Here is an 18990-nt window from a genome sequence, read left to right on the forward strand (position 1 = left end):
GCGAACGAGATGGGGACCGATGGGCTGGCTGGCGGCGGGCGAAGGGTACGAAGTTGCCCTGGTGGAGGGCCGGGTGACGGCACGTTCGACGGGTGGCCGGAGCGGCGGGCGGCAGTTGAAGACGCTGCCGAAGGCGGTCCGCGAGCACCCCGAGACGGACCGGCTGCGCCGGTTCGCCGAGTGGCTGGACCGGCACGCCGCCTCCTGCGTCGCCCAGGCCGACGCCTGGATGGTCTCCTCGCTGCCCGTCCCGACCGGCCTGCTGGCCCGGGTCTGGCCGGACGAGGCGTGGCAGGCCGCGCTGCGCGACCTGGTGGTGGTCGGCGCCGACCAGGACGAGGTGGGCTTCCTCCGGGACGCGACCGCCGACGGCGAACTCCGGCTGGTCGACCTGGACGGCGAGACCGTCCGGATCTCGCCCGCCACGGTGACCTTCCCGCACCCGGTGCTGCTGCCCGACCTCGAGGACCTGCGCGAGTTCGCGGCCGAGCTCGGCGTCGTCCAGGGCGTCGAGCAGATCCACCGGGCGACCTGGACGCGGCCCGCCGAGCTCGCTCAGAACGCCACCGAGGTGAAGGACTTCGCCGGTGGCCGGTACCCCTCCCGGTTCGGCCTCGCCGCCCGGGCCTCCGCGCTCGGCTACCGGGTCTCTGGCGGCTACGCCACCTCCCGGGTGCGCGACGGCGGGCGGACCGTGGAGGCGCACGTGTGGATCGGCGAACCGTACTGGGACGGCGACTCCGAGACCGGCGGTCTGAGCTGGCACGACCAGGACGGCAGGGCGATCGCCCTGCCCGAGGTCGGCCCGGTCGCCTGGTCGGAAGGAATACGGATGGCCGCGGCACTGTACGCCGGGCGCACGGTCGAGGAGGGCAAGGGCGCATGAGCGACACCAGCGGAACCACGATGACCGAGGACGGGGCAGCCGACCTGCTGCTGGCGGGAGCGGTGCTGCCGCCCGGCACCGAGGGCGCGGGCGAGCGCGCGGTGGCGCTCACCGCCCGGACGTACCGTCACCCCGGCCTGGACGGCCGGGTCGTGGTGCGGCTCGTCCCCGGCGAGCTCGGCGCCGCCGAGGACCTCGCGGCCGGCTACCTCGGCCTCCAGCCGGACGCCGAGCCCGCCGAGGTCGGCCTCGGCCTCCGCCAGGCGCTCGGCTTCCCCGAGTGGGTGCTCGCGCACCACCCTGCGGACGGCCACCACGCGCTCGGCGTCATGCCGGAGCTGGAGCGGATCGCCCGGCAGGCGAAGTCCAAGCCGAAGGCCGCCCTGGATGCCTACCAGGAGCTCGCCGGCCGCCTCGCCGCCGCCGTGCCGCACTTCCTGCCGACCTACTACGAGCAGGCCGGCCGGGTCTTCCTCGGCCTGGAGAACGCCACCTACGCCGCCCAGCTGTTCGCCAAGGCCCGCCGCGCCGAGGCACAGCACGGCCTGGCGCTGGACGAGGACCGCCTCGACGCGGTCTTCCTGGAGTACGCGCTGGCCGGCGCACTGCCCGTCAAGGTGCTCTCCGGGTACGGCAAGGAGCTCGCCGCGCGGGTACCGGCCCAGGAGGCGTTCGACCGGTTCCGGCTGCTCTGCGTGCGCCGTACGGCGGGTGGGCTCCAGCCCTCCGCGCAGATGGCCACCGACCTGCGGAAGCTGGCCCGCGCCGCGGGCACCGACCCGGACGCCGCCGAGGGCGCGTACCTGGCCGAACTCCTCGACCTGCCCGCCACCCTGCGGGCGGCGGGCGGCTGGTGGCGCAGCCACCGGGCCGCGCTGGTCTCACTGGCCCGGCGGGACGCCGGAGTACGCGGTGGGTTGCTCGATCTGATGCCGACCGGTGACGACCGTGAACTGCCCGGCCTCTGGCTGGAGATCCTCACCGAGTCCGGCGCGGACGCCGGGCTGTGCGGCGCCGCGGGGGAGCGGCCTACCGACGGCAGCACGGGCTGGTTCAACCGGTTCGCCGCCTGGCGCGACCGGGGCTGGCGGCGCCCGACCCGGATTCCGGCCCTCTATGCGCTCGTGGAGCGGATGGCGGACCAGCTGCGGGCCGAACTCGCCCGCTCCGGCACGGCGTTGCCGGTCGTCGAGAGCGACGTCGACCTGCTCGACCAGCTTCTCGCCCTGGGTCTGCCGGTCGCCGACCCCGAGGAGCACGCCGCGCTCGCCCTGGAGGGCTGGGCGCGGGACGCGGACGGGCGCCGCGACCTGACCGCGACCGAGGCCGATCCCCGCTTCAGGGCCGCCTTCCGGCGCGGCGCGTACCGGATCTCCGACAGCCACGACGGCCGGACCGCGCTCGGCGTGCTGGCCGGCTCCCCGGGCGGGCGCCCGATGCTCGCCGAGTGGATGGCGGAGGTCGCCGCCTCCTCGGTGGCAGCCGGCCTGCCCGCCCTGCCGGACGCGCTGTCCCGGCTGCGCCGACTGCCCGGAGAGGTGCTGGCGCTCGCCGAGGACGAGGTCCGCGCGGCCGCCGGCTTCGACCTGTCGCAGACTTTGGCCCGCACCCTGCGGGGCGGCATCCTGGACGAGCTCGGCTGGCCCGCCTGGGACGAGGCGGCGTCAACCCTGGTACCCCGCAAGGACGTCGACGAGATCGTGGTCGCCGATGCCTGGCCGCACCTGATCGCGGCGGGCCCCGCACAGGCCCGGGTGATCGGTGCCGAGGGCACCCTCCTCACCCACGACCTGCGGATCCCGGCGGGCGACACCAACGGCACCGACCTCGGCTTCGTGTACGTCGACGGCTCACTGCTGGTCCAGTGGAACTCGCGCGCTCACAACCACCGCACCACCGGCTACTGGCACACCTCCGCCGACCGGACCTTCACCATGCCGGAGTCCACCCGGCTCCGGGGCATGCGCACCACCTGGCTGGGATCACTGCGCAGCTTCGGCCTCCCGCTGGCCGGCGGCGGCCGCACCACGGGTGAGGGCGTCGTCCACCCCGGCGACACCGCGCTGCCCGGCGACCGGCAGGTGATCAGCGACGGCACCTCGTTCTGGGTCTGGGCCGACCCGGGCGGCGAGGATCCGTACACCTGGCTGGAGTACGACCCGGCGACCGGCGCCCTCGGCCGGGCCTCGCTGCCCGCCTTCCTCGCCGACGCGCTGCGCGGCGCCCCGGCAGGGAGCACCTTCGAGGGCGGCTGGATAATGCCCGAGCCGGACGCCGCCACCGGGTCCGGCGGCGTGCTCGGCTGGCGGACCGTCAGGCTGCCCGACGGCAGCCGCCGGGGCGAGGACCTGGCCGGGAACAGCGTCACCGTTCCCGCCGACACCGACACCCCGACCCGCCTGCTGCTCTTCCCCGGCGCGGACCGCCCGACGGCCGTGGTCCGGAGCAGCTACCGGGTGCGCCTGTACGACGCGGACGGCACCTTCACCGCCGAGGCCCGTACCGACGCCGCCCCCGGCATGTTCGCCGAGGGCACCCCCATCCTGCCGCCCACCCGCTACTGGCACTGCCTGCGCCCGCGCGACCTGCGGGGTTCGCTCGCGCTGCGCCGCCTCGACGACGGGACGGCCGCCGCCCTGCTGAAGGCGGGCGTCGCGGCCGACCCCGAGCGGCCGGCCGAGCTGACCGCCGCCGTGGCCGCCCTGCTGCCCGAGGTCACCGACCAGGCGCTGCTGGCGGGCGTCGTCGGGGTGCTGCGGTACGCCGCCGCCCAGCAGACGGTGCTCGACGCGGTCGCCGCCCGGCTCGCGGAGGAACTCGCGGGCGGCGCAAGCGCGGTGGCGCCCAGCGGTCCGGACGACCGGGCGCTGCACGCCGCGCTGAGCGGCGTCGGCGCACTGAGCTCCTGGTGGAGCAGCGCGACCAGCGACCACATCACCCGGCAGCTGGCCTTCCTGGCCGCCGCCGCGCAGCCCGACCCCCCGGCCGCCCCTGCGGGCCGCCTGCACGTGGACGGGACGGTCTTGCCCTACGGCGGGATCGGCTGGGAGTCGCTCCCCGGCCTGGCCGAGCTCGCCGCACTGCGCACCGCCTCCGCGACCGTCCCGGCGGAGCAGCGCGAGACCCTAGCCTGGTGTGCGCGGACCTTCGACGCGCTCGGCCTGGCCGGGTCGGCGCCGTCCTGGCGCAAGGTCGTGCTGCACCTGGCGGGCCGTCACCTGCTGGGCGCCGACGGCAAGCACCGCGACGGTGAGCGGAACACGCTGCTGACACTGGGTGAGGGCGCGTTCCTCCTGTTCGTCGACTCCGACTCGGCGGACGACGGCGACACCGTGTCGACGGTGCTGTTCCATGACCCGTCAGGCCGCTTCGAGCCGCCCGCGCCGTACACCCTGCGGTCGGCCGAGCCCCTGGGCGTCCCGGGCGCGGACGGCTCCGTGGCCGCGCTGCTCGCCGAGGCCGCCGTACGCGGTCCTGCGCCCTGGCACCCCGAGGCGGCCGAGCGGTTCGCCGAACTCACCGGCGTCACCCCCACGATGGCCGTCCTGGTCACCGCCGGGCTGCCCGGGATCGACGCGCACGACCGGAACTTCCTGCCCACCGAGACCCGGACCACCCTCGGGCTGAAGGTCGCGGACGCCGCCGTCGCCCGGGAGGAGCTCCGGGCCCTGCCCAGTGCGACCCGCAAGCGCCTGGTGGCCGCCCTGCTGCCTGCCGACCCGGCCGCCCTGTGGGAGAACGGACCTGACACCACCTCGGCCGCCGAGGTGTGGAACGCGACCGTAGGCCGACGCGTCGCCGTCCCCGAGGCGCTGCTCGGCGACGCCGTCCGGGCCCTGCGCACCTCCTGGGCGGCAGGGCAGGCCATCGCGGCCGTGCTCGACCCGGCGCGGTCGCCGGAGCTGGGCCGGGACCTCGGCTGGACCGTACGGGGCGACCGCTGCGTGCCCGTGGACGGCCAGGAGCGTGGCTTCACCGCCACCACCCTGACCGGGGCGGTCACCGCCGCCGCCTGGCTGGCGCACCGGCTCCCGGCCGGGGACCCGCTGCGCGCCACGCTGCCGGCGGCCCTGGCGGCCGTCCGGGCCCGGCTGGCCCACCCCGGGCTGATCCTCGACCTGGGCCGCTACGTCAACCTCCCGGCCTTCCGGAAGGCCGCCGGTGCCCCCACCGAGACCGGCGAGGGCTACGAGCGGTACGGCGCCGTGCTGATGGCCACGCACGACGACCAGCCCGCGCCCGGCATCCGCACCAGCCTGCTCGACGCGGCCGGCCACGACCCGTACCTGGCGGCGCTCCGCACCGGCGCGGACGAGCCGTTCCCGGCCGAGGCCGCCCTGCGCGTCGCCGCGTCGGAGGGCTTCGCCGAGCTGCTCGCCGATCCGGGCGAGCCCCTGGCCGGGGAGCGCGACAAGGACGGCACCTGGTGGCCGCAGGACCCGTCCCGGTCGGTGCCCGACCTGGTCGCCGAGGTGTCGGCCGAGTACGGCCTCGGGGCGGACGCCGCCACGCTGTACCTGATCCTGCTGGCCCTGCCCGACCCGACCGACCGCAACACCGCCCGCTGGACGGGCTGGCGGCCGGCCAGGCTCAAGGCCGCGCGGGCCGAACTGGCCGGCGGGGAGCTGGTCGTGACGGCGGCCCGCACCCGGGCCGGCCGCTCGCTGTTCCTGCCCGGCGGCTGGACGGAGCTGCGTGCCCCGCAGGTGCCGCTGGAGACCTGGAAGCTGCCGCTGCTCGGCGAGTTCGCCGCCGCCGGCACCCCGCTGGGCACCGTGGTCCCGGCCGAGCCCGCCGCCGCGCTGCTCCGGCGCGCCTGGCAGCGGGTGCTGGATGGCGAACCGCCGCGCTTCGAGCAGCTCAAGGTCAAGCGCGGCCGCCGCCGCTGACGCCCCCTCAGCCGGGGTGCGGCAGCCGTCGCACCCCGGCCCGATTCGATCTCCCGAGGAACTCCCCATGACCAGCACCACCGAGCAGGCCAGGCAGGTCCTGCCCGCCGAGGAGCGGTACGCCGCCGAACTCGCCTTCCTCGCCGCCCACGACGAGGGCCCCCGCCCGCCCGGCTGGGTGCTCACTCCGAGCGCCGTCGTCACCTTCGTCTGCGGCAGCGCGGGCCAGGCCCTCACCCTGCCGCCGGGCCGCCGCAAGGACGGCGGGCTGCCCGCCAAGCTCGTGATCGCGCCCAAGTTCGTCGGTGAACGGGCCCTGGTCGAGCGCTGCGTCGTCACGCTGGCCGGTGAGCGCGGCCTGCTGCTGGTCGGCGAGCCCGGCACCGCCAAGTCGATGCTCTCCGAACTGCTCACCGCCGCCGTCAGCGGCACCAGCGAGCTCACCGTGCAGGGCACCGCGGGCACCACCGAGGACGCCTTCCGCTACGGCTGGAACTACGCACTGCTGCTCGCCCAGGGCCCCACCCCGCAGGCGCTGGTCGCCTCACCCGTGCTCACCGCGATGCGCAGCGGTCGGGTGGCCCGGATCGAGGAGGTCACCCGCTGCCTGCCCGAGGTGCAGGACGCCCTGGTGTCGATCCTCTCCGACCGCCGCGTCAGCATCCCCGAACTGGCCGGCACCCCGGACGCCACCGCGCCCGCCGCCCCCGGCTTCACCGTCATCGCCACCGCCAACCTGCGCGACCGGGGCGTCTCGGAGATGTCCGCCGCACTCAAGCGGCGCTTCAACTTCGAGACCGTCCACCCGATCGCCGACGCCGCCGCCGAGACCGAGCTGGTCCGGGGGCAGGCCACGGCGGCCGTCCAGCGGGCGGGCGCCGCGTTCGGGGTCGACGACGCCGTCCTGGAAGCCCTGGTGACGGTCTTCCGCGATTTGCGCACGGGCCGCTCCGCCGAGGGTTGGGATGTCGAGCGGCCCGGCACGGTGATGTCCACCGCCGAGGCCGTGCACGTCGCGGCCTCCCTCGGCCTGGCCCGCGCGTACCTCGCCGGGGGTGACGCCCTCGACCTGATGCCCGGTCACTTGCTCGGCGCCGTCCGCAAGGACGACCCGGCCGACCACGCCCGCCTGCTCGGCTACTGGGACGGCCCGGTGCGGCGGCGCGCCGAGGACGGCTCCGCCCTGTGGCGCCGCCTCTGGGACCTCCGGGAGAACCTGCGGTGACCCTGACCCATCCGCGCGAGGCGCTGGAACAGCTGGCCGACCCGGCCGGCCCGTACCTGATCGGCGTCCGGCACCACAGCCCGGCGGTGGCCGCCGTCGTCCCCGCGCTGCTCGCGGCGGCCGACCCGCAGGTGCTCTGCGTCGAGCTGCCCGCCGACTTCCAGTCCTGGCTGCCCCACCTCGCCGACCCCGGCACCCGGGCGCCGGTGGCGCTCGCCGGGGCGGGGGCGGACGGGCGGCTCGGCTTCTACCCGTTCGCCGACTTCTCCCCGGAGCTCGCCGCGATCCGCTGGGCGCGCGAGCACGGCGTCGAGGTGCTCTGCTGCGACCTGCCGTTGGGAGCCGACGTCCCGTCGGGTCCAGCTGCACCGGGCGCCGCGCCGCGCTACGCGGACGGGCTGGCCGCCGCAGGGACCGGCCGGGACGGTGACGACCTGTGGGACCGCACCGTCGAGGTCCGGGCGCCCGGCAGCACCCCTGAGGCCGTCCGGCGGGCGGCGCTCGCCGTCGGCTGGGCACTCCGCCAGGACGCCGCCGAGCACGGCGGCATCCATGCGCAGGACCTCGCCAGGGAGGCGCACATGCGCCGGGTGATCGCCCGGGCCGGGGCCGGCGGGCGGCGGGTCGCGGTCCTGGTCGGCGCCTTCCACGGGCCTGCCCTGTCGGCGCCCGCCGACGGTCCCGAGGCGGAGGCGGAGGCGGCCGTGACCACGTCGCTGGTGCCGTACACCTTCGGCCTGCTGGACGCCCGGTCCGGCTACCCGGCCGGCATCCGTGACCCGCGCTGGCAGCAGGCCGTCCTCGACGCCGGTGGCGACCCCGAGCGGGTCCAGGCTGCTGCCGCCCGCGCGATCACCGACGTCTGCCGCGAGCTGCGCGCCGCCGGCCACCCGGCCGGAACGGGTGAGGCCGCCGAGACGCTGCGGCTGGCCGGTGACCTCGCCCGGCTGCGTGGCCTGCCGGCGCCCGGCCGGGGCGAGCTGCTGGAGGCGGTCACCAGCGTCCTCGGCCAGGGCGAACCGCTCGGCCGGGGGCGGTCGTTGGCCCGCGCGCTGGAGACGGTGCTGGTCGGCACCGAACGCGGCCGCACCGCCCCCGGCACGCCGCGTTCGGGCCTCGGGCCTTCCGTGGAGGCCGAGTTGGCCGAGCTGCGGCTGCCCGCACCCGAGGATCCGGAGCAGCGCGAGCTGCGCCTCGACCCGCTGCGCTCCCCGCTGGACCGTCGCCGCGAGACCCTGCTGCAGCGCCTCGCGGTGTGCGGTGTCGGCTACGGCGAGTCCGTCCAGGTGGCAGGCACCGGCGACGCCTCCGCCCTCACCACCCGCTGGCGCGTCTCCTGGACGCCGTCGGCGGCGGCCCGCCTCGACCTGGCGGGCGTCCGGGGCGTGACCGCCGAGCTCGCCGCCGCCGGAACGCTGCGCGAACGCACCCGCCTGGAGACCGCCGACGGCGGCCCGAGCTGCACCCAGCTGCTGGACGGCCTGCGCGCCGCCGCAGCCTGCGACCTGCCCGCGCTCGTCGGCGAACGGTTGAGTGACGCCGCCGAGTTGCTGCCCGCCACCGCCTCCCTGCCGGAGCTGCTGAACGCCCTCGACCTGCTGGAGGCGCTCCGACGAGGTCATCTGCCCGGCACCACCGAGGCAACCCGGGAGCAGACCGCCGAGCTGACCGTGGCGCTGCTCGACGCCGCCGTACGCGGCCTGCCGGGGCTGTCCGGCAGCGACGACCCCGGCGACGCGGCAGCACTCGTCGCCCTCGCCACCCGGGCCGGGGAGCACCGCCTCGGCCTGCGGATGGACGCCGCGCTCGCCCAACTCGCCGACAGCGGGTCGCCGTTGGTGCAGGGTGCGGCCCTGGCGGCCCGAGTGCTGCTCGACCTGGACGACCCCAACCGGCTCGGCACCCGCGCCGCCGGCTGGGTCGACACCGCCATCCACCCCGACGCCCGGCGCCGCCTGGCCCGACACCTCACCGGCCTGCTCACGGCCGGCGGCCCGCTGCTGCAGTACGCGCCGACCGCGCTCGGTCCGCTGCTGGCACGGATCGGCGGGCTGCCCGACCAGGGCTTCCTGGCGCGACTGCCCGCCCTGCGGGCCGGCTTCGACGCACTCGGCCCGGCCGGGCGCGGGCGGCTGCTGGAGACCGTCACCGAACAGCTCGGCGAACGGCCCGACCTGACCCTGACCGCGTCGCCGGAGCTGCTCGCCCTCTGGACGGCTGCCGACTCGGCGGCGAGGGCTGCCCTGGCCGCGCTCGGTCTAGGTACAACTGAGGCTTCGGCGACGGCGGATGACGTTGTGACAGCTCAGCCGACGACCTCCGGAGCCGAGGCGACGGCATTGCTCGCCCCCGCCGATCGCTGGCGCCTGCTGCTCGGCCGGGAGCCCGAGCGGCTTCCCGACGGTGCCCGGCGGTACGCGTCCGCCCTGGACGAGCTCTACGGCAGGGGCCGCGGGGAGGGCGCCATCGACCTGCCCGGCGGCCTGCCCGGCGGCGGACAGGAGGCGTCCTTTCCCACCGCGCGCGACTGGGCGGAGGAGCTGGAGGCCCTGTTCGGCGCGGAGGTCCGTGAGGAGGTGCTCGGCAGCGCCGCCGAAGCCGGGCGCACCGACGTGCTGGCCGAGCTGGACCCGGCCTCCGTCCGGCCGTCCGTCGAGCTGCTGACCTCCGTGCTCAACCTCGCCGGCGGCCTGCCCGAGCAGCGGCTCGCCACCCTACGGCCGCTGGTCCGCCGCCTGGTCGAGGAACTCGCCCGTGAGCTCGCCACCCGGCTGCGCCCCGCGCTCAGCGGTCTGGCCACCCCACGGCCCACCCGCCGCCCGGGCGGCAAGCTCGACCTGCCGCGCACGCTGCGCGCCAACCTGGCACACACCCGGCGGCTGACGGACGGCCGGACCGTCGTGGTGCCCGAACGCCCCGTGTTCAGCACCCGGTCCCGCAAGGAGGCCGACTGGCGGCTGGTGCTGGTGGTCGACGTGTCCGGCTCGATGGAGGCCTCCGTCATCTGGTCGGCTCTCACGGCGGCCGTCCTCGGCGGGGTGCCGACCCTGTCGACGCACTTCCTGGCCTTCTCCACCGAGATCGCCGACCTGACCGACAGGGTCGACGACCCGCTGTCACTCCTGCTGGAGGTGCGGGTCGGCGGCGGCACCCACATCGCCAGGGCACTCGCCCACGCCCGCTCCCTGGTCACCGTGCCGAGCCGCACCCTGGTGGTCGTGGTCAGCGACTTCGAGGAGGGCGGCCCGCTCGGCGGCCTGCTCGGCGAGGTCCGGGCCCTCACGTCGTCCGGCGTGCACCTGATGGGCTGCGCCGCGCTGGACGACACCGGGAACCCGCGTTACTCGGTACCCGTCGCCAAGCAGCTCGTGACGGCCGGCATGCCCGTGGCCGCACTCAGCCCCCTCGCCCTCGCCCGCTGGGTCGGCGACCGACTGCGCGGAGAGAACCGATGACCCCCGACACCGGCGATAGCACCCTGCCGCCCGTCGCCCCCGACGTTCTTGCCACTGCCGTGGAGGCGCTGACCTCCCGGCTGCGGAAGAAGCTGGACGCCGCCGTCGAGCAGTACGCGGCGCTGCCCGTCGAGCCGGGTGAGGACGGGCTGACGGTCCGCTGCGGCGAGGACGCCGTGGTCACCCTGGCCCCGGGCGCGGACGGCGTGATCGCCGAGGACGGGCAGGCGCGGTGCAGCTGCCTGCTCGCGCCGCGCTGCCTGCACCGGGCCGCGCTGCTGCACTGCTGTCCGCTCGCCGACTCCGCGCGGGCCGCCGTCGCGGCGGTTGAACCGTCGGGTGACTCCGCGCCTGCTGCCGTCGCGACGCCGTCTGAGCCGACGCCTCCGGCCGCGGCAAGTGACGTACAGGTCAAGGCAGCTGATGCTCTGTGGACGGCCGCCGCGGCGGTGCTGGCCGCCGGGCTGCCCGCCGCCGGAGCCGTACCGCAGGCCGAACTCCTGCGGGCAGCCCACACCGCCAGGCTCGCCGACCTGCACCGGGCCGAGGCCGCCGCCCTGCGCGTGGTCCGCGGACTGCGCAGCGCCCGGGCCCGGCGGGACGGCCACCGGCTCGCCGATCTCACCGCCGCCCTACGCGAACTCCTGCTCACCACAGCGCTGTTGCGGACCGGACGCGGCGACGCCGCCATGCTCGGCACCGTCCGGCGCGCCTACCGGGCGGGCGGTGCGCTGCGTGTGCACGGCGTGTTCCGGGAGCCGGTCCTGACCTCTACCGGGTACGCGGGCGTGGTGACCCACCTGCTCGACCAGGACGGCCGGTGGTTCTCCGTCGCCGACGTCCGCCCCGGCGGTCCGGCCCGAGCCCGAGGGGCGGCAACCGCGCCGGTGTCGGTCGGGGCGGCCGCTCTCGACCACGCCCAGCTCTCGCGCGGCGGACTGCTGATCTCCGGTGCGACCGCCTCGGCGGACGGCCGGCTGGGCTCGGGGCGCGGCGTGAAGGCCAGCCCGGTGCCCGGGTCCGACTGGACGAGCGGCCCCCTGGCCGCGCTGTTCGCCCGTCCGTTGGCGCGGGCCGCCGCCGAACGGCTCGGCGACGGCCCGCTCGCCGACCCTGAGGACGACAGCCTGCTGCGGCAGCCCGTCGGCTGCGACCTGGTCGTGCTCGGGGCGGTCGGCGACACGGTGCTGGCCCGGGAGGCCGGCACCGAGGGCCCGGTGATCCGGCTGGCCGCCGCGCACCCGCACCCGGAGCTCGCGCACATCCCCAACCTCGGCCAACTGGCCGCCCATCCCGGCACCTTGGTGCGGGTCCTGGGTCGTATCGACCCCGACCGGGCGGCGACCCTGCGCGTGCTCGCGGTCGGCCCGGTACCCGGCTCGGACACGACGCTGCGGCTCCCCGCCGGGTGGCAGGGCCGCGCGGACCTGGGCTACGACCTGCTGCTCGGGGCGCACTTCCCGCCGCCCGGTGAGCTGCCCCAACCACCTACCGTGACCGACCCGTTGGCCGAATCGCCGCTCTGGCGGGTCCGGCGGCTGGTCGAGCTCGGGGTGGCCGGCGGGCGCCGCGCGGTCGCGGAGTCCGCCCGCACCGGTGGAGCCCGTACGGACGCCGCCGCGCTGGCCCGGACCGGCTTCCACAGCGCGGCCGCGCTCACCACTGCGCTCGCCGCGACGGCGGACCGGCGCGGACGGGACGTCTTCGGCCGACTGGAGGACGGTGGCGCCGACGAGTACGCGACGAGCTGGCTCGCGGCAGCCGTCCACCTGACTGCCGCGGAACGGGAGTTGGTGCGTGCCACCTGGCGCGGGCAGGACCGGCGCTGACCGACGCGCCCCCGGCCTCTCTGCCGTCACGCGGCGTCGGGGCCCACCTCGGCAGGCGTGAGGGGGCGGCGGACCGGGGCGAGGGTGGTGTACTCGTCCGCGCCGATGTCGCGGGTGCTGCCGCGCGGGTGGCCGTCGATGTCCTGCGTCACGGCCGGGGTGGCCAGGGTCGCGGCGTTGATCGCGGGGCTGCCGGCGGACAGCCGGTACACGCCGTCTGACCCGGCCCGCAGGAGCGGGTCCACCCGCCGGTAGCCGGTGGCCGGGGCGTTGCCGGTGGCGGCCGCGCCCCACAGGATGTTGCTCCGCCAGGTGAAGCCCGTGGTCGCCGCCATCGCGACCAGGGTTCCGGTGCCGGCCTGGAGGATGTTGTCGGCGATCACCACTCCGCTCGGCGGGTACTCCCGGGTCTCACCCGAGAGCGTCCGCGCGTTGCCCACCAGCGAGTTGTACGCGATCACCGCGCGGTCGCAGGCGTCGTTGCCCTGCCGCTCCTCGGTGCTCTCGCCGTCGTGGTGATCGCGGGTGGTGCCGCTGCCGATCACCAGGGCCCGGCCCGACAGCCCGGCCAGGAGGTTGTTCAACACCAGGTGGTCGTTGCCGTAGATCCGCACGCCGTCGGTGCCGCTGAGCAGGTAGTTGGCCTCCACCGTGGTCCGGTTGCCGTGCCGCAGCACGATCCCGCCCCGGCTGTCGCGGATGGTGTTGTACCGGACGGTGTTGCCCGAGGACTTCACCGAGATGGCCTCGGGATCCCCGTCGCACCGCTCGAACAGGTTGAACTCCACCAGCGCGTCCGCGTCGGAGAGCGCCCGGCTGCTGACGCCGAGCCGGATCGCCTCGCCGCCGTTGGCACCGGCGTAGCTGTGGTCGCGGAAGTGGTTCCGGAGAATCTGCGGGCGCTGCGCGATGGCGGTCGAGCCCGGCCCGTCGACGACCAGGAAAATGCCCTCGGTGGTCCGGTCGTGGAAGCGGTTCCGGTCGATTTTGGCATCGTCGCCCCGCACCACCACCCAGTCGAGCCCGCTGACGTCGGCGAGGCGGAAGTCGTTCCGGGTCAGCCTGATCCGCGAGCAGCCCGCCGGGATCTCCAGGGAGGTGCGCTGCCGGAAGGCGAAGCCGCTGACGGTGATGTTGCTGGAGGCGTCGAACAGGAAGCTGCGTTCGCCTTGCAGCACCGCACCGCCACGGGTCTGCGACTGGATGGTGATCGGCGCGTCCCCGGTGCCGTTCCTGCCGGAGACCCGGATGCCGCCGCCGGAGGGGACGGTGTACGTGCCGTCGGCCAGGACGATGCGGTCGCCGGGAACCGCTCGGTCGATCGCCTTCTGAAGGTCGCTCAGGGAGCCGACCGGCCCCGGGAGCGCCGCCTCCGTCTCAGCCGCCCCTGCCGCCAGCGGTACGGCTGCGGCCGCCGCGCCGAGCAGCGTGCTGGTGATGAACGTGCGTCGTCGCACAGCGCCTCCAGGTGGATACGGGCCCGGATCGACACCTCATCCGTGCGCCGACCATTCCAACAGGCGGCTCGGCCGCCGGGAAGCCTGTGTCAGGGCACGGACCACTGCCCGATCGGGCAGCCGGCGGTGCGTCAGGTCCGGCCACGCGTCGCCGAACACCACCACGGTCGGCTCCTCGGACGGTCTAATGATCCGAAAATCTGGAACGTTCGGTGATGTTAGACTGTTCCAATCATGTCGAGCAATGATCCAACTCCGGACTACGACCTCGATGACACGATCGAGCTCACCACCGCCGAACAGGTGCGGGCGATCGGTGACCCGCTGCGCACCACGATCCTCAGCCTGCTGCACGAGCGGGCCGCGACGGTGTCGGAGATCGCCACCGCGGTCAAGCGGCCGAAGAGCACGATCGCCCACCACGTCAACGTCCTGGTCCGCTCGGGCCTGCTGCGGGTCGTACGGACCAGGCGGGTGCGGGCGATAGACGAGCGCTACTACGGCCGGACCGCGCGGATGTTCTACGTCGGCCTCGGCCGGCAGGTGGACGGCGTCACGCTGCCGCCCGACTTCAACGACTTCGAGATGGCAGCCAGGGAGTCCGCCGCCGCGTACGGGGCCGGCCAGCTGCGGGGCTTCCTCCGGCACGCCCGGATCCCGGAGGAGCGGGCGGCCGAGTTCTGGCAGCGCATCGACGAGGTGGTCGAGGAGTTCGACCGGCTGCCACGCTCCGGTGACGAGGTGTACGGCTTCGCGGTGGGTCTCTACCCCATGCTCGACTACCCGACGCTGCCCGAGCGGGACGAGCCCTCACCGCCGGGCAGCCGCCGGCGAGGGGTCAGGAAGCAGCAGTAGCGGGCGCACCGATAGAGCAGGCGACGGTGGTCCGCTCGAAGCCCTGCGCACCTGACGGGCCCGCTGCCAGGGGGCGGGGCAAGACTGAGGGCCCGTCCGGTCGGACGGGCCCTCGATCATCGGGATCAGCGCAGGGTGCCGAGGTCCTTCGGGGCGGTGACGCCGTTGAAGGTCAGCAGGTGCCGGTCGGCGGTGACGGCGTACAGGTCGGGCTGACCGTCACCGTTGCCGTCGCCCGAGCTGCCGAGCGTCGGGTACTCGGCGACCGGGAAGGTGCCGATCACCGTGCCCGTCGCGGGGTCGGCCAGGGCGGCGAAGTCGTACGTGCCGTCGGCGCGCTTGGTGATCGGGTATGTCCGCAGCTCGCCGGTGGCCCGATTGCGAGACCAGAGCGCGAGTGAGCCGTCGGCAGCCTTGCCCGGGGCGATCAGGTCGTACCCGGCCCAGGCGCTCGAGGTGGAGATCCGCACGAAGGTCCGGTAGCCGTACATGAAGCCAGGATTGGTGAAGAGCCAGAGACTGTCGTCCTCGACCGTGAGGACCGAGGTCTGCTGGCCCGCTCCGAGCGCGCCCAGGGCCACCAGCTGAGTGGCCTTCGACCAGTCGGCGTTGAAGCCCTCCGGGAGTACCGGCGGGTCGAACGGGTCCACGTCCCGCTCTGCCAAGGTCGAGCTGCCGGCGAAGTCGCCCATGTCGAAGTTGCGGTAGAGGTAGAGGCTGTCGCCGCCGGGCTGATGGGCCATCAGGTCATCCATGGGTGCGTGCGAGCGGTCCCAGCCGCGGTGCAGCAGCTGTACGCCGTTCCACCCCGAACCGCCCGGCGCGCGGAAGGCGGCGACGGTCGAGGTCGGCACGGTGCTGGTGGCGTCCGCGCTGATGATCTGGAGGTTGCCGGCCGTGTCGGGAAGGAGGATGTCGGGGATGCCGTCGCCGTTGACGTCGCCCGGGGCGGCGGCCGGCGGGTTCGGGTTCGACGGCGCGTAAAAGGTGTAGCTGACCGGCTGGGTGACGTTGCCCGCGTTGTCGACGGCCTGCACGGTGAGGACGTTGGTGCCCCACTGGGTCGGCTTCAGCTGGAACGTCGCGGTGCCGTCCGCGCCGGCCGCCACGGTGCCCGTACCCTGGCACGGCGAGCCGACGCTCAACGTGCCGTTCAGGACGTACTGGTAGCAGGCCACGCCCGAGCCCAGGTCGGTTCCCTTGACGGTGAAGGTTCCGGTCTGGCCGGCGTACTTCAGCGGGGTCGCGCCGCTTCCGGACTCCGGGAAGTCGGTGGACCCGACGGTGAACTGCGGGGCGGTGGCGTCGACCCCGAAGTGGCATGCCGCGGTCGGCTTCCCAGCACCCGGGCCGTAGTCGGGCCAGACCTGCCAGGAGTAGCCGACGCCCTCGACGAGACCGGTGGGCCGGACCTGGACGGTGCCGTCGGCAGCCGTCCGAACGGTCTGGTCGAAGACCTTGGTGCCGGCCGCGTCCCACACCTTGAAGCGCGCTCCGGGCGCGGTGGTGCGCGCGGTCAACGTGGGCTCGGTGGAGCTTATCCAGCCCGGCGTCGTGGTGTCGTCGCAGGCGTCGGTGAACACACCGGTGCTGAGCGAGCCGGGGCTCGGGACGGCCTTCGGGTCGGTCACGGCTGACTGCCCGTTCGTAGCCGTGGCGGTGGGCACACCGATGGTCATCAGGACGACGGCGGCGGCACCGAGTGTGGCGCCCAGGCGCCCGCCCATGGTGATTGACATGCAGATCCCCCTCTTTCGAACGCGTTCAATCTCGCAGCGGAAGCACTCTGTCAGCCGACTGACCAGGCGTCAAACGCATTCACGCGCGGTTCGGGGCCGGCGGCCGATCGGGCCGATGGCCGGTCCGCGAGCGAGGCGGAGGTGGACCCGGGACGAAGGCCGGCCGACCGGGAGTGGCCCGGCTGTGCTCGGCCGGTGAACCGCCCGAGCACCGGGCGAGCTTCACTCCTCGAGGGCCCCGGCGATCTGCCGCGCGGCCTGGGCGGGCGTGAGGTGCGTGGTGTCGACGACTTCGGCTTCTCCGTGCAGCCAGGTGCGGGCCGCCTCGGCATAGGGCTCGAGGTGCCTGAGGCGGAACGGGGAGTCGGGGCCGGTGACGGTGTCGCCCGCGATGCGTCGGCGGAGGGTCTCCTGGTCGGCGTGGAGGACGAAGTGCCGTACCGGAATGGCGTAGTGGGCGAGACCCGTGCTGATCTCGCGCCAGTACTCCTCGACCAGGACGGTCATCGGCATCACCAGGGTGCCGCCGGTGTAGTCGAGGACGCGGCGGGCGGTCTCGACCACGAGCGGCCGCCACGGGGGCCAGTGCTGGAAGTTGTCCGTCCTGGGCAGCCCCGGTGTGATGTTCATGAGCGTCTCGCCGACCTTCTCGGCGTCGAGCACCCTTGAGTCCGGGATCAGTTGCTGCACGAGTGCACCGGTCGTCGTCTTGCCCGCGCCGTGGGTGCCGTTGAGCCATACGATCATGGGACCCCAAGCTAGTGCCGTGTCCGGACCTAGTGCCGGAAAATCGGTGGCGCGGGCGAAGCCCGAGAAGAAGGCTCTCCCCGTGACACTTCACGAGAACGAGATCTGTGCGGACGAGGCGGTCGTCCGGTCGCTGCTGCGGGAGCAGCGACCGGAGTGGGCCGACCTCCCGGTCTCACGGGCCGGGGCGGGTACGGACAACACGATGTACCGGCTCGGCGACCACCTGCTCGTGCGCCTGCCGCGCACCCCGGACAACGCGCAGGCCGTACAGAAGGAGCAGACCTGGTTGCCGCGCCTCGGGTCAGGTCTGCCGTGCCGCATCCCGGAGCCGGTGCACGTCGGCACCCCGGGTGCCGCCTTCCCGCTCGACTGGTCCGTCTACCGGTGGATCGACGGCGAGGAGGCGGGCCCGGGGTCGGTCACCGACTGGGCCGCCTTCGGGGCCGACCTGGCGGCGGTCGTGCAGAGCCTGCACGCCCTGCCCTTGATGGGAGCCGTGCGCCACGGCGAGCTCAGCTGGTACCGCGGAGGTGGCCTGCGCGAGTGCGACCCCTCGGTCAGCGTGTCCTTCGACAGCTGCCGGACGATCCCGGGCCTGGACCTCGACCTCGACCTCGGGCACCTGCGCGAGCTGTGGCAGAGCGCCCTGGCCCTGCCCGAGCCCTCCGGTCGGCAGGTGTGGCTCCACGGGGACCTCAAGCCGTCCAACCTTCTCGTTCAGGCGGGAAAGCTGCACGCCGTGATCGACTTCGGAGCCCTCTCGGTCGGCTTTCCCGATGCCGAGCACGCGCCGCTCTGGGATCTTCCCCCCGAGGCCCGGCAGTCCTACTGGGACGCCGTCGGACTCGACGACGCGACGTGGCTGCGGGCCCGGGCCTGGGCCATCGCCGTCGGGGTCAGCGGGGTCCCGTACTACTGGGAGAGCTATCCCGCCTTCGCCGGTGAGTGCGTGGCCCGGCTCCGCGCGATCCTGGCCGCCGCCGCGCGGTGAAGCAGGGAGCGGTCAGCCCGGGAGAGGGCTGACCGCTCCCTGCCGGTCAGGCGCGGCAGCGCAGCATCTCCAGCGGCGGGGCCGCGCGGAGGTCCGCCCAGAAGTCCTCGCCGTACTCGCGGATTCCGGCTTCGGAGACCTGCAGCGGGACCCACTCGAGCTCGGTGAACCCGGCCGCCGCCAGGCACTTCTCGTAGACCTCGCGGCGCGGAGCCGAGCTGACGATGGTGATCGGGTGCGGCTCGACGAGTGCGGTGACCCGCACCCGCGGACCGGTCTCGAGCTCCTCGCCGGCCGGCTCGCAGCGGAACCCGTACGTCTCCAGGGACCGACAGTCGAACCGGTAGTCCGGCCTCTGGGCGAGTATGAAGAACTCCCCGCCCGGCACCAGGCTCCGGTGGATGTTGCGGCTCATCCGCTCCATCGCCGCGATGTCCTGGGCGTAGTTGAGGCACTGCACGCCCAGCGCGATGTCGAACTTTCGGTCGAGCGGCCGCAGTTCGATCACGTCACCGACCTCGTAGCGCACACCCAGGGGGTTACGCTGCTCGATCTCCCGTGCGGCGGCGATCATTTCGACGGAGATGTCGACGCCGAAGACGTCCGAGGCGCCACGTCGCCTGAACTCGCGGCTGTAGAAACCGGTGCCGCACGCCAGGTCGAGAACCGACTTGCCGCTGACGTCCCCGACCATCCCCAGGAAGCTCGGCACCTCCCCGTAACGCATCAACGGCAGGGACTTGAAGCCCTCGAACGCCTCACCGATCTCGTCGTACTGCTGCACGCTCACGTGCCGCCCCCTTCTGTACCCTCGTCCTGTACGTGACCGCGTCGGCCCCTCCGGAGTCGGAGGCGGGCCGGTCGCTGCCGTGGCGGAAAGTCTCCTCCACGCTGTCCGGCGGCCGTACTGGCAG

Annotated in this window: 11 protein-coding genes; 7 read left to right on the forward strand and 4 right to left on the reverse strand. The window is 74.7% G+C overall.

All coding sequences use genetic code 11. The features are described from left to right. Positions 1 to 19: 19 nt before the first annotated feature. The 5 genes from ACKUU6_RS30835 to ACKUU6_RS30855 all read left to right on the forward strand — a co-directional run bounded on the left by ACKUU6_RS30835 (position 20) and on the right by ACKUU6_RS30855 (position 12284). Entirely contained in the window at positions 20 to 886 is an 867-nt protein-coding gene (locus ACKUU6_RS30835; RefSeq protein WP_407991846.1) for a DUF4132 domain-containing protein, read from the forward strand. Beyond that, positions 883 to 5775 carry a DNA-binding protein gene (locus tag ACKUU6_RS30840; protein WP_407991847.1) on the forward strand — a complete coding sequence of 1631 codons (4893 nt, stop codon included), beginning with the start codon at positions 883 to 885 and terminating at the stop codon, positions 5773 to 5775. The genes ACKUU6_RS30835 and ACKUU6_RS30840 overlap by 4 nt, the downstream gene beginning before the upstream one ends. Positions 5776 to 5842: 67 nt before the next feature. Further along, on the forward strand, positions 5843 to 7000 hold the full coding sequence (locus ACKUU6_RS30845; RefSeq protein WP_407991848.1) for an ATP-binding protein: 1158 nt from the start codon (positions 5843 to 5845) through the stop codon (positions 6998 to 7000). Next, positions 6997 to 10455 carry a DUF5682 family protein gene (locus ACKUU6_RS30850; protein WP_407991849.1) on the forward strand — a complete coding sequence of 1153 codons (3459 nt, stop codon included), beginning with the start codon at positions 6997 to 6999 and terminating at the stop codon, positions 10453 to 10455. Before ACKUU6_RS30845 ends, ACKUU6_RS30850 begins: the two co-directional genes overlap by 4 nt. Continuing rightward, complete coding sequence (locus tag ACKUU6_RS30855; protein WP_407991850.1) at positions 10452 to 12284, forward strand: hypothetical protein; 1833 nt, start codon at positions 10452 to 10454, stop codon at positions 12282 to 12284. Before ACKUU6_RS30850 ends, ACKUU6_RS30855 begins: the two co-directional genes overlap by 4 nt. A 26-nt stretch (positions 12285 to 12310) precedes the next feature. On the opposite strand, the gene ACKUU6_RS30860 is transcribed toward ACKUU6_RS30855, so the two are convergent. Beyond that, on the reverse strand, positions 12311 to 13741 hold the full coding sequence (locus ACKUU6_RS30860) for a chondroitinase-B domain-containing protein (protein ID WP_407991851.1): 1431 nt from the start codon (positions 13739 to 13741) through the stop codon (positions 12311 to 12313). Positions 13742 to 13975: 234 nt separating this feature from the next. On the opposite strand from ACKUU6_RS30860, the gene ACKUU6_RS30865 reads away from it, so the two are divergent. Then, on the forward strand, positions 13976 to 14596 hold the full coding sequence (locus tag ACKUU6_RS30865) for an ArsR/SmtB family transcription factor (RefSeq protein ID WP_407991852.1): 621 nt from the start codon (positions 13976 to 13978) through the stop codon (positions 14594 to 14596). Positions 14597 to 14721: 125 nt separating this feature from the next. Here ACKUU6_RS30865 and ACKUU6_RS30870 read toward each other — a convergent pair whose 3' ends face one another. Both ACKUU6_RS30870 and ACKUU6_RS30875 read right to left on the reverse strand, forming a co-directional pair. Beyond that, positions 14722 to 16335 (reverse strand): hypothetical protein, encoded by a 1614-nt coding sequence (locus ACKUU6_RS30870; RefSeq protein ID WP_407991853.1) that lies wholly within the window; start codon positions 16333 to 16335, stop codon positions 14722 to 14724. Between the two features lie 222 nt (positions 16336 to 16557). Continuing rightward, positions 16558 to 17082 (reverse strand): AAA family ATPase, encoded by a 525-nt coding sequence (locus ACKUU6_RS30875; RefSeq protein WP_407991854.1) that lies wholly within the window; start codon positions 17080 to 17082, stop codon positions 16558 to 16560. Between the two features lie 82 nt (positions 17083 to 17164). Here ACKUU6_RS30875 and ACKUU6_RS30880 point away from each other — a divergent pair, with 82 nt between their 5' ends. After that, positions 17165 to 18076 carry an aminoglycoside phosphotransferase family protein gene (locus ACKUU6_RS30880; protein ID WP_407991855.1) on the forward strand — a complete coding sequence of 304 codons (912 nt, stop codon included), beginning with the start codon at positions 17165 to 17167 and terminating at the stop codon, positions 18074 to 18076. A gap of 46 nt (positions 18077 to 18122) precedes the next feature. On the opposite strand, the gene ACKUU6_RS30885 is transcribed toward ACKUU6_RS30880, so the two are convergent. After that, positions 18123 to 18866 carry a class I SAM-dependent methyltransferase gene (locus ACKUU6_RS30885; RefSeq protein ID WP_407991856.1) on the reverse strand — a complete coding sequence of 248 codons (744 nt, stop codon included), beginning with the start codon at positions 18864 to 18866 and terminating at the stop codon, positions 18123 to 18125. Positions 18867 to 18990: the final 124 nt, after the last annotated feature.

Origin of the sequence: Kitasatospora sp. CMC57, assembly GCF_045866025.2 — a bacterium.
GTDB lineage: Bacteria > Actinomycetota > Actinomycetes > Streptomycetales > Streptomycetaceae > Kitasatospora.